The 11,182-nt window shown below is 67.8% G+C and carries 13 protein-coding genes and 1 pseudogene; 13 read left to right on the forward strand and 1 reads right to left on the reverse strand.

The features are described 5' to 3' along the window. The 7 genes and pseudogenes from AC04L7_RS04945 to AC04L7_RS04975 all read left to right on the forward strand — a co-directional run. A pseudogene (locus tag AC04L7_RS04945) lies at window positions 1-462 on the forward strand (efflux RND transporter periplasmic adaptor subunit); the annotation flags it as partial. A 2-nt stretch (window positions 463-464) separates the two neighbouring features. Next, window positions 465-1,190: an ABC transporter ATP-binding protein gene (locus AC04L7_RS04950; RefSeq protein WP_435997095.1), complete on the forward strand. Its 726-nt coding sequence runs from the start codon at window positions 465-467 to the stop codon at window positions 1,188-1,190. Further along, on the forward strand, window positions 1,187-2,428 hold the full coding sequence (locus AC04L7_RS04955) for an ABC transporter permease (protein ID WP_435997097.1): 1,242 nt from the start codon (window positions 1,187-1,189) through the stop codon (window positions 2,426-2,428). Before AC04L7_RS04950 ends, AC04L7_RS04955 begins: the two co-directional genes overlap by 4 nt. Window positions 2,429-2,499: 71 nt before the next feature. Continuing rightward, the gene (locus AC04L7_RS04960; protein ID WP_435997099.1) at window positions 2,500-3,456 is read left to right on the forward strand and encodes an isoaspartyl peptidase/L-asparaginase family protein; all 957 of its coding nucleotides are present in this window, start codon (window positions 2,500-2,502) and stop codon (window positions 3,454-3,456) included. Continuing rightward, entirely contained in the window at window positions 3,456-4,172 is a 717-nt protein-coding gene (locus AC04L7_RS04965; RefSeq protein WP_435997101.1) for an RNA polymerase sigma factor, read from the forward strand. Before AC04L7_RS04960 ends, AC04L7_RS04965 begins: the two co-directional genes overlap by 1 nt. Next, window positions 4,151-4,528 carry a VOC family protein gene (locus AC04L7_RS04970; RefSeq protein WP_296282752.1) on the forward strand — a complete coding sequence of 126 codons (378 nt, stop codon included), beginning with the start codon at window positions 4,151-4,153 and terminating at the stop codon, window positions 4,526-4,528. Before AC04L7_RS04965 ends, AC04L7_RS04970 begins: the two co-directional genes overlap by 22 nt. A 179-nt stretch (window positions 4,529-4,707) precedes the next feature. Beyond that, a complete protein-coding gene (locus AC04L7_RS04975) occupies window positions 4,708-6,081 on the forward strand; it encodes a S8 family peptidase (RefSeq protein ID WP_435997105.1) in 1,374 nt (457 codons plus the stop codon). 64 nt (window positions 6,082-6,145) lie between these two features. Here AC04L7_RS04975 and AC04L7_RS04980 read toward each other — a convergent pair whose 3' ends face one another. Next, the gene (locus AC04L7_RS04980; protein ID WP_436000963.1) at window positions 6,146-6,874 is read right to left on the reverse strand and encodes an SGNH/GDSL hydrolase family protein; all 729 of its coding nucleotides are present in this window, start codon (window positions 6,872-6,874) and stop codon (window positions 6,146-6,148) included. Between the two features lie 227 nt (window positions 6,875-7,101). Here AC04L7_RS04980 and AC04L7_RS04985 point away from each other — a divergent pair, with 227 nt between their 5' ends. The 6 genes from AC04L7_RS04985 to lgt all read left to right on the forward strand — a co-directional run. After that, window positions 7,102-7,482, forward strand: a complete 381-nt coding sequence (locus AC04L7_RS04985; protein ID WP_296282749.1) for a diacylglycerol kinase — start codon at window positions 7,102-7,104, stop codon at window positions 7,480-7,482. A gap of 29 nt (window positions 7,483-7,511) precedes the next feature. Then, on the forward strand, window positions 7,512-8,246 hold the full coding sequence (locus tag AC04L7_RS04990) for a TerC family protein (RefSeq protein WP_435997108.1): 735 nt from the start codon (window positions 7,512-7,514) through the stop codon (window positions 8,244-8,246). A gap of 158 nt (window positions 8,247-8,404) precedes the next feature. Then, window positions 8,405-9,046 (forward strand): LemA family protein, encoded by a 642-nt coding sequence (locus AC04L7_RS04995; protein ID WP_296282747.1) that lies wholly within the window; start codon window positions 8,405-8,407, stop codon window positions 9,044-9,046. 9 nt (window positions 9,047-9,055) lie between these two features. Further along, window positions 9,056-9,958, forward strand: coding sequence for a TPM domain-containing protein (locus AC04L7_RS05000; protein ID WP_436000964.1), 903 nt, complete (start codon window positions 9,056-9,058; stop codon window positions 9,956-9,958). Continuing rightward, window positions 9,958-10,449 carry a TPM domain-containing protein gene (locus AC04L7_RS05005; RefSeq protein WP_435997110.1) on the forward strand — a complete coding sequence of 164 codons (492 nt, stop codon included), beginning with the start codon at window positions 9,958-9,960 and terminating at the stop codon, window positions 10,447-10,449. The genes AC04L7_RS05000 and AC04L7_RS05005 overlap by 1 nt, the downstream gene beginning before the upstream one ends. Window positions 10,450-10,602: 153 nt before the next feature. Further along, the coding region (gene lgt / locus AC04L7_RS05010) for a prolipoprotein diacylglyceryl transferase (protein ID WP_475512622.1) at window positions 10,603-11,182 on the forward strand (580 nt) is incomplete at its 3' end.

The raw sequence follows: 11,182 nt of genomic DNA on the forward strand, positions 1-11,182 counted from the left end.
CTCGTGCGCGTTGCAGGAAGCCTGCAGCTGAAGCCCGGGCAGCAGGCCGCCTTCGATGCGGCACTGACGGCGTTGCGCGAACGCCAGGCGGCGCGCATGGCACAGGCGCAGCAGCGCGGGGGTGCCAGCATGTTCGGGGGACCGGGCGGCGGTCCGCGTTCGGGTGGCAATGCGGGGGGCGGCGGCGCGATGCAGGCGCAGATGCGCCAGCGCATGGCCGAACGCATGCAGCAGGATTTCGCCCCGTTCCGCGCCACCCTGGATGACGCGCAGAAGCAGCGCTGGGATGGCGAGCTGCGCACCTTGCTCGCGGCCAAGCGCGCGCCCGTCTACAAGCTGGTCGACGGCAAGCCGGAGATGGTGCAGGTGCGCGTGGGTGCCAGCGACGGCACCAGCACGGAAGTATCCGGACCGGTGAAGGAAGGCGACGTGGTGGTCGTGGGCGAGCGCGCGAAGGAATGAGCATGCCGTCCGCAACTGCCGGCGACCGCGTGCCGGTCATCCAGACGCACGCGCTGGGCAAGGTGTATTCCGCCGGGACCGAGGCTGAGGTCGTCGCGCTGCGCGGCGTGGACATGCGCGTGGACCGCGGCGATTTCGTCGCGATCATGGGACCGTCAGGCTCGGGCAAGTCCACGCTGATGAACCTGATCGGCTGCCTGGACACGCCCAGCGACGGGCGCTATCTATGCGACGGCATCGACGTGGCGACACTGGATGCCGAACAACTGGCGATCCTCCGCCGCGAGAAGATCGGCTTCGTGTTCCAGGGCTTCCACCTGCTGCCGCGCATGACCGCGCTGGAGAACGTGGCGATGCCGCTGGGCTATGCGCAGGTACCCCCCGGCGAACGCGCCGAGCGCGCGCGCCAGGCGCTGGCCGCCGTCGGCCTGGCCGAGCGCGCCGGCCACCGTCCCAACGAACTGTCGGGCGGCCAGCAACAGCGCGTGGCCATTGCGCGTGCGCTGATCAACGAGCCCCCGATCCTGCTGGCCGACGAACCCACGGGCGCGCTGGACAGCAAGACCGGCGAAGAGATCCTTTCGCTGTTCAAGCGCCTGCGCGACGACGGCCACACCGTCATCCTGATCACCCATGACGCCGAAGTCGCCGCGCATGCCGACCGCATCCTGGTGATGCGCGATGGCGAACTGCACGAAGACCTGGATCATGCGGGAGGCCGGCCATGAAGTTCTCCGACATCCTGCGCACCGCGCTGCATGCGCTGCGCGGCAACTGGATGCGCAGCGCGCTGACCTCGCTCGGGGTCATCATCGGCATCGCCGCCGTCATCGTCATGGTGTCGGTGGGCCAGGGCACGCAGGCGGAAATCGACAAGCTGGTCTCCGGCCTGGGCTCGCAGCGCCTGGACATCAGCCCGGGCGCGGGCCGCGGTCCCGGCGGCGGTGGCGTACGCATGAGTTCCAGCAGCTTCTACACGCTGAAGGAAGGCGACGTGGAGGCGATCCGCAACGAGATCCCRGAAGTGCAGTACGTGGCGGGTGCCTTGCGGGGCAATACGCAGATCGTGTTCGCGGAGAACAACGCATCGACCAGCTGGCAGGGCGTGCAGGCGGATTTCTTCGACATCAACGGTTGGGTCATCGCCAATGGCGAGGGCTTCGATGCGCAGGACTACTCCAGCGCCGGCAAGGTCGTGATCCTGGGCGAGACGGTGCGTCGCACGCTGTTCGGCGAGGACAGCGGCGTCGGCCAGACCGTGCGCCTCGGGCGCGTGCCGTTCACCGTCGTGGGTACCCTGGCGCCGAAGGGGCAGGGGGGATTCGGCCAGGACCAGGACGACGTGATGATGGTGCCGCTGGAAACCGCGCGCCGGCGCCTGCTCGGATCGATGGGCCTGCCGCCGGGCGCCGTGATGCAGGTGGCGCTGACGGTGGCCGATGCCAAGGACCTGAGTTACGTGCAGGGCGAGGTGGAGGCGCTGCTGCGCCAGCGGCACAAGATCAATCCGGGCGAAGAGGACGACTTCAACGTCCGCAACATTTCCGAGATCGTCGCCACGCGCACGGCCACGACCAAGCTGATGTCGCTGCTGCTCGGCGCAGTGGCGACCATTTCGCTGATCGTGGGCGGCATCGGCATCATGAACATCATGCTGGTGTCGGTGACCGAGCGCATCCGCGAGATCGGCCTGCGGATGGCGGTGGGTGCGGGACCCGGCGACGTTCGCCGGCAGTTCCTAGCCGAGGCGATGTTGCTGTCGCTGGGTGGCGGCGTGCTGGGTATCGTCATCGGTGTGGCCGGTGCGCTGCTGGTGGGCAAGTTCAGCGACCTGCCGGTGGCGTTGAACGGGCAGGTCATCGGCCTGGCGGCCGGCTTCTCGATCGCCACCGGCCTGTTCTTCGGCTACTACCCGGCGCGCAAGGCCTCGCAGCTGGACCCGATCGAGGCGCTACGCTCGCAATAGGCCGTCGGGGGCTGGTGCGCTGCGGTCGCGGGAGTATGCTGGATGCCCGTCGTGCCCACCGGTCCCGCGCCATGAGCCCGCATTCCTCCCGCCGGCCGCTTGCATTGGCGATCCATGGAGGCGCCGGCGTCATCGAACGGAGCAGCCTTGGCGCCGAGGCCGAAGCCGCGATCCACGCCGACCTCGCGCGTGCGCTCGATGTCGGGCACGCCATCCTCGCCACCGGCGGCAGCGCGCTGGATGCGGTGGAAGCCGCGGTGACGGTGCTGGAGGATTCTCCCTACTTCAACGCCGGTCGCGGCGCGGTGTTCACCGCCGAGGGCCGGCACGAGCTCGATGCGTCGATCATGGACGGGCGCCATCGTCGCGCGGGCGCGGTGGCCGGCGTCATGACGGTACGTCATCCGGTGCGCTTGGCGCGGCGCGTGCTGGAGGATTCCCCGCATGTCTTCCTGATCGGCGATGGTGCGGAGCAGTTCGCCGATACGCAGCCCGGCATCGAACGCGTGCCGAACGGCTGGTTCTCGACCGAGGCGCGCCGCATGCAGTTGCGCGACGCGCAGCAGCGCGAGCAGCAGGCGTGGAACGGCAACGACGATCTGCGCGGACGCTACTTCGGTACGGTCGGTGCGGTGGCCCTGGACAGTCGCGGGCACGTCGCGGCTGCGACGTCGACCGGCGGCATGACCAACAAGCGCTGGGGCCGGGTGGGCGATTCGCCGGTGATCGGCGCCGGGACCTGGGCCGATGCGCGCTGCGCCGTCTCGTGCAGCGGGTGGGGCGAGTTCTACATCCGCAACGCGGTCGCCCACGACATCGCGGCACGGGTCGCTTACCGGGGCGATCGCCTCCACGACGCGGTGGAGGATGTCGTCCTCGGCGATGTCCCGCAGCATGGCGGCGACGGCGGCGCCATCGCGTTGGATACCGATGGCAATGTATCGCTGGTGCTCAACACGCGTGGCATGTACCGCGGATGGGTGTTGCCGGACGGCACGCGGGGCACCGCGATCTACCAGGAGGCCTGATGCCGGCGGCACCGGGCGGGAACGAAGTCACGCTGACGCACGAGGACTATCGCGCCCTCCGTGCGCAGGCGTTGCGGTTGTGTCGGCGTGCGCATGAAGCGGACGACCTGGTGCAGGAGGCGTTGCTCGCGGGACTGCTGGCCGGGCGGCACGATCTGCCATGGCTGTCGGGTGTCGTGCGCCACCAGGCCGCGATGGCTGCCCGCGCCGCCGGACGTCGCCGCCGGCGCGAGGCCGAGGCGGGCCTGTTGGCCGGCAGCGAAGAAAGCCCGTCGCCACACGCCCCCACCAGCGGTACCACCGCCTGCCCGCCGTGGCTGGCCGCGTTGCCGCCCTCCGCACGCAGGCTGGCGATACTCGCGCTGCATGGCCTGTCGGCGGACGAGATCCGCTGGATCCTGCGCATCGAACCGACCGCTTTCCGCCAGCGCCTGACCCGCATCCGCAAGGCGCTCGCCGCACAGTCGCCGGCAGCGCGTGCGGAAAGCATCGCGCTCGCGCACCAGCGCGATCCGGCGCGCAGCGTGGACCTCGCCTTCGGCCTCGCCCGGCGCGCGCTGAAGGCGGCCATGCAGGCTGGCGAGGGGCTGGGTACGCATGATCCGGACGGTCATCTGATCCTGATCGATGCCGGTGCTCACACTTCGCCTTCCCGCGGCAACGTACGGAAGGGAATCACACAGGAGGACATCCCATGCTCGGACACTGCAAGGTAGGCGCCATTGTGTTCTTCGTTTCCGACCTGGCCCGGTCGGTGGGCTTCTATCGCGACACCCTGGGCCTGCCCATCGCCGCGATGGACGGGCATGACGGGCCGTTCGCGATGGGCGAGGTGGGCGAACTCGCCCTGGTGCTCATTCCACGGCCTGCGCGCGCAGGCGAATCGCCAGTCGTCGTCTTCAGCCTGGACGGGGGCATCGATGACCACGCGGAAGCGCTGGCTGCGAAGGGCGTGGACATCGTGGTGCCGGTCAGCGAATCGCCCGATGGCGGACTGTCGCTGGATTTTCTCGACCCCGATGGCAACGTGCTGAGCCTGCACCAGAACGAGGGTGCGCCACGGCGGCGATGACCGCGCGATTCTTCCGCCGATGCGAACCATTCCCATGGCTACCGGTGGCAGGGTTCCGGCGCGCGACAGAGGAGAAAATGTTAGCTGAAAATCCATATCTAGAACGAAAATTACAAGCTAGATTCGACCCACTGCGCTGTCCCGCGCGGCAATCACAACACTCGGAGTCGGATCGGCTTATGAAGAAGAATCGCATGGCGGTGTGGGTGGGTTTGGCACTCGTGACGATGGGCGCGGCGCAAACCGCGAGCGCGGGTGGCAGGCCGGATCTGGTGATCAAGGGATTGAAGGCGGGCCAGCCGCACGTCAGTGGCGAGTTGCTGGTGAAGTATCGCGATGGCGCCGTGCTGGCCGACCGTGATGCGGTGGTGCAGGGCCTCGGTGCGCAGAAGCTGGAGACGGTGCGTCGCGGCAATGGCCGCAGCGGCGAAATCGCCCTGCTCAAGCTGCCAGGCAACGTGGATCTGTCCGCCGCCGTGCAGGTGCTGAGCGCAGACCCTGCCGTCGAGTACGCCGAGCCCAACTGGACCTACCAGCACAACGCGGTYTCCAACGACACCTATGCCACCAACGGGTCGCTGTGGGGCATGTACGGCGATGCGGGCACGCCCGCCAACGTCTACGGCTCGCAGGCGTCCGAGGCCTGGGCCGCCGGCCGTACGAGCTGCGGCAATGTCGTGGTCGGTGTGATCGATGAAGGCATCTACTTCAATCATGAAGACCTGACCGCGAACATCTGGACCAATCCCTACGACCCGGTCGATGGCGTGGACAACGACGGCAACGGCTACGTGGACGACGTGCGTGGGTGGGACTTCGACGGCAACACCAACGACATCAACTCCGGCGGCGCCAACGACGACCATGGCACCCACGTGGCCGGCACCATCGCCGGTGTCGGTGGCAATGGCAAGGGCGTGGCCGGCGTGTGCTGGAGCGGCGTGAAGCTGATCAGCGGCAAGTTCCTCGGCCGTCGTGGCGGCAGCACGGCCAATGCCATCAAGGCGCTGGACTATTTCACCGACCTGAAGACGCGTCATGGCCTCAACCTGGTCGCGACCAACAATTCGTGGGGCGGTGGCGGCTACTCGCAGGCGCTCAGCGATGCCATCGACCGGGCCGGCCAGGCGGAGATCTTGACGATCGTCGCGGCAGGCAACGACAGCGTCAATTGCGAAGGCAACACCTCGGGGGCGTGCTACCCGGCGTCGTATCCCAACGCCAGCATCATTTCGGTGGCGGCGCTGCGGTCCACCGGCGCGCTGGTCTACAACTACGGTGTCACCACGGTGGACCTGGGCGCGCCCGGTTATGGCATCTGGTCGACCGTGCCGAAGGCATCGAAGGGCAGCGTGGTCTCCGGTTATGCCAGCTACAGCGGCACCTCGATGGCCACGCCACACGTCACCGGCGCGGCCGCGCTCTACGCGTCCACGCGTCCCGGCGTGACGGCGGCGCAGATCAAGGCGGCGATTCTCGGCGCCACGGTGCCCACGCCGTCGCTGCAGGGCAAGACGGTCACCGGCGGACGCCTCAACGCCAGCGGCTTCTGATCCGCGCAGGCGATGCAACGAAGAAGCCCGGCATCGCCGGGCTTCTTTTTTTGTGCGGACGCGCTTACTTGAGATAGGGCGCGATCACGCGCTGCCAGATGACGTAGCCGGCACGGTTCATGTGCAGCCGGTCCTCGATGAACAAGGATTCGTCCGGCTGGCCGCTGGCGTCCAGCATGGGCGTGAAGATGTCGATGTAGTCCACGCCCAGGCGCTTGGCTTCCGCCGCGATCAACCCGTTCGCCTCCCGCTGCACGGACAGCAGCTGCGCACGCGACGGGCTGGGTTTGTTGCTGATGTACGCGATCCTTGTTTTCGGCAGGTCGCGGCGCACGCGTTCGACGAAGGCGATGAAGTCCGCATGCAGTTGCTGCGGCGTGCGCCCCGCGTTGAGGTCGTTGTCGCCGGCATAGATCAGGATCTGCCGCGGCGCATACGGCACGACGATGCGGTCGGCATACCACGTGCTGTCGCGCAGTTCGGAACCGCCGAAGCCCCGGTTGATCACCGGCACGCCCGGGAAGTCCTGCGCCAGCGTGTCCCAGAAGCGGATCGACGAGCTGCCGATGAACAGCACGCCCCCGCGCGGCGGCGGCGACTGCGCGTCGGCCGCCTCGAAGCGCTGCATGTTGGCTTCCCAGGCCGGGCTTGAGACCTGTTCGGGGATCCGCGGTGCCTCCTTGGCTGAAACCGGTGTCGCTGCCGTGGCCGGGGTCGTTGGTTGGGTTCCGGCACAGGCGGCCAGCAGTGCGACCAGCGCGGAGGCGATCAGCGGCAGGCGTACGGTATTCAGGAAGGGCACGAGGGGGAGGTCTCCTTGGAAGCGGGCAAGCTAGTGGACCAGCCCGTTCCCGGGGATGCAAACCGCTGGCGAGGCGGCCCGAGATCGCCTTGTGGCAAAATTGGACCCTTGGGCGCAGTGCATGCGCCGGCTCCACCCGACACCTCCCTCTGCTGGATCCGGCTTCGGCCCGACCGGCCGGGGCCGATGCGGGACCCCTTTCCGCCTCAACCCGCCCCATGGCAGACGAAACCGGACACTTCCCGCGCGGCCCCGGCCGCATCCTGAAAGCCACCGTCTGGTCCCTGCAGGGACTGCGCGCGGCGTGGATGCACGAATCCTCGTTCCGCCTCGAGGTCTACCTGCTGGTGGTGATGGCACCCTTGGCGCTGTGGCTGGGCGAAACCGGCCTGGAGCGCGCGGTGATGATCGGCAGCTGCCTGCTGGTGCTCGCGGCGGAACTGCTGAACTCCGCGGTGGAAGCGGTGATCGAGCGCTACGGTCCCGAACACCACGAGCTGGCCGGTCGCGCCAAGGACATGGGCTCCGCTGCCGTGTTCGTGCTGATGATGAACGTGCTGCTGTGCTGGGCGCTGATCCTCGCACCACGCTACCTGTGAATTTTTGATCCGAACCTAGGTACCCCCCGATGATGGAATTGCTTACCGATCCGCAGGTGTGGATCACGCTGGTCACGCTGAGTGCGATCGAGATCGTGCTGGGCATCGACAACCTGGTCTTCATCTCCATCGCGGTCAGCAAGCTGCCGCCGCACCAGCGCGAAGTGGCCCGCAAGTTCGGCATCGCGGTGGCGTGCATCACCCGCATCCTGCTGTTGTTGACCCTTGCGTGGCTGGCCGGCCTGACCGCCGACCTCTTCACGCTGTTCGGCCAGGGCATCTCGGTTCGCGACCTGGTGCTGATCTTGGGCGGCGTGTTCCTGCTGGTGAAGGGCACCAAGGAAATCCTGGAGCTGGTCAAGGGCGAGCCCGATTCGGAAGACGTGCATACGCGTCCCGCCGCTTCGTTCGCCGGCGTGATCGCGCAGATCGCGGTGATCGACATCGTGTTCTCGCTCGACTCGGTGATCGCGGCCGTGGGCATGGCCAACCACACCCCGGTGATGGTGGCGGCAATCCTGTTGGCCGTGGCGGTGATGCTGCTGGCGGCGCGCCCGCTGGGCCAGTTCATCGACAACAACCCGACCATCAAGATGCTGGCGCTGGCCTTCATCGTGGCAGTGGGCGCCTACCTGCTGCTGGATGGCTTCGAGATGCACATCCCGAAGGGTTATCTGTACGGTGCGATGGCCTTCTCTGTCGTGGTCGAGTGCCTCAACCTGTGGGCGAAGAAGCGCGCCAGCCAGCGCATGCTGCGCGAGTGAATCCGCGCCTCGCGAGGGCGCGGCGAAAGGCTGCCTCGGGAGCCTTTCGTTTTTCACGGAAGCCTAACGAAGCGCCGCAGGTGTGATGGGCGCACCTGCTTGCGCCTTCACGGGCAAGGTGCTGCAATCAGTTCGTCCGCCCTAGGGAGTGTCGTGCCATGCGCCAGGTGTCGCGTCTGTGGTTGATCGTCGTGCTGGTCGCGCTGTTGTCCGGTTGCGGGTACAACGCCATCCAGCAGAAGGACGAAGCGGTGAAGGCCGGTTGGTCGGAAGTCCTGAACCAGTACAAGCGCCGCGCCGACCTGATCCCCAATCTGGTCAAGACCGTGCAGGGCTACGCCCAGCAGGAGCGCCAGGTGCTGACCGACGTGACCAACGCGCGTGCGCGGGTGGGGCAGATCCAGGTCAATGCCGACGATGCGGCATCGCTGCAGCAGTTCCAGCAGGCGCAGGGCGAGTTGTCCAGTGCGCTGTCGCGTCTGCTGGTGGTGACCGAGAACTATCCCAACCTGAAATCCGACCAGTCCTTCCGCGACCTGCAGGCGCAACTGGAAGGCACGGAAAACCGCATCACCGTCGCACGCGGCCGCTACATCCAGACGGTGCAGGACTACAACACCTACATCCGCCAGTTCCCGCAGGTGATCACCGCCAAGATCACCGGCGCCAAGGAAAAGCCGAACTTCACGGTCGAGAACGAAGCGGCGATTTCCGAAGCGCCGGCCGTCGATTTCGGCACCCCGCCGCCGGCCGCACCGCAGGCGCCCACACCGCCGCCACCCCCGTCGCCCGGCAACTGAGCCACGCCGATCGCCGCCCTGCTGCGCGCGCTGGCGCTCTGCCTGCTGCTGGTGGCAGCGCCCGCATGGGCGCAGTCGCTGGCCGCGATCCCTGCGCTGGATTCGCCGGTGGTCGACACCACCGGCACGCTGGATGCCTCGCAGAAGCAGCAGCTCGAACAGCAGGCGCTGGCGTTGCAGCAGCGCAAGGGTAGCCAGCTGCAGGTGCTGATGGTGGCGACCACGCAGCCGGAGACCATCGAGCAATACGCGCAGCGCGTTTTCGACCAATGGAAGCTCGGCCGCAAGGGCGTGGACGACGGCGTGTTGCTGCTGGTCGCGAAGGAGGACCGCCGTGTGCGCATCCACCCCGGCTACGGACTGGAAGGTGCCATCCCCGATGCCATCGCCAACCGCGTCATCCAGGAGTATCTGGCACCGAAGTTCCGCGAGGGTGACTTCGGTGGCGGTATCGCCGATGCCACGGCGACCCTGGTGAAACTGATCGACGGCGAAACGCTGCCGGCCCCGGTCAGCACGCATCGCGCCAGTCCGGGCGGCGGTCGGGGTGGCGACTGGATCTTCGCCCTTTTTGCGGCCTTCATCGTGGCGACCCTCGTGCGCGGCATGTTCGGTCGCGCACCTGCGGGGTTGCGAGGCCTGTTCACCGGCGGGGCCGCCGCCGGGGTGGCGCTGCTGCTGTCTTCGCTCATTCCCGCCGGCATCGCGGGCGTGTTCGGCCTGCTGTACGGCCTGGCCTCGGTGTCGACGCGCGGTGGTTATGCCCGGCACCGCGATTGGGGCGGCTGGGGTGGCGGCGGAGGCGGCTGGGGAGGGGGTGGCTTTGGTGGGGGCGGGGGTGGCTTCGGCGGCGGTGGCTGGGGCGGAGGTGGCGGCATGTCCGGAGGCGGTGGCGCCTCGGGGAGCTGGTGATGCGCCTGTTGCGCCATCTGTTCGCCCGTTCCGCCCGGCGGCTGTTCCCCGAGGACAGCCTGCACCGCATTACCGATGCCATCGCGGCAGGCGAGCGGCTGCATCGCGGCGAGGTGATGTTCGCGGTGGAGTCCAACCTGCCGCCGAGCGCCGTGATCGCGGGCGTGGATCCGCGGCAGCGCGCGCATGAGGTATTCGTCCGCCTGCGCACCTGGGATACGGAAGCGAACAACGGCGTGCTGATCTACCTGCTGCTCGCCGACCATCGCATCGAGATCGTGGCCGATCGCGGGCTGGCCGGCCGGGTCAGTGAGGCGCAGTGGCGCGAAGTCTGCCAGCTGATCGAGACGGGCATGGGTGAGGGCCGGGCCGAGCAGGCTGTCCTGGATGGCATCGCGGCGACCTCGGCATTGCTGGCCCAGTATTTCCCGCAGCAGTCGGGCCAGGCCGACGAGGACGAACTGCCCAACCGTCCGCACCTGCTTGACTGATATCGGAGCCGTGGAGCGGAGCGTGCTCCGCTGACGTGATGCCCGGCTGCTCTCTCTCGGCCGGGCAGGCTCGGCGCTACGCGGGCGGCCAGTCATCCACGCACGGGGCGGGTGGGGCAGAATAGTCGCTCCCCACCGGCACTGCCGAGGCGCATGATCTACCTTCACCAGATCGACCCGATCATCTTTTCGCTGGGACCGGTCAAGCTGCACTGGTACGGCTTGATGTACCTGCTGGCGTTCGTCACCGCCTGGTGGCTGGGACGCCTGCGCGCCTCGCAGGGACGCCTGCCCGGCGTCAATGCGGATGCGTTCTCCGACCTGATGTTCTACGCGATGCTTGGCGTCGTGCTGGGCGGGCGTATCGGCTATGTGCTGTTCTATGGGTTCGGCACTTTCCTCGACAATCCCTTGTCGATCTTCAAGGTGTGGGAAGGCGGCATGAGCTTCCATGGTGGCCTGCTCGGCGTGATGGCCGCGGCGCTGTGGTGGTCGCGCAAGCACCGTTTGCACTTCTTCGACACGATGGATTTCGTCGCGCCGCTGGCCGCGCCTGGGTTGGGCTTCGGCCGGCTGGGCAACTTCATCGGCGCCGAGTTGTGGGGCAAGTACACGCACGCCAACTGGGGCGTGATCTTCCCGACCGACCCCGCGCTGCGCCAGATGGACGCGCTGCAGCTGAAGGCGCAGTACGCCGCGGGCGCGTTGAATCAGTTCGCCCGCCATCCCTCAC

Source organism: Pseudoxanthomonas sp. LjRoot204_2 (assembly GCF_056175765.1).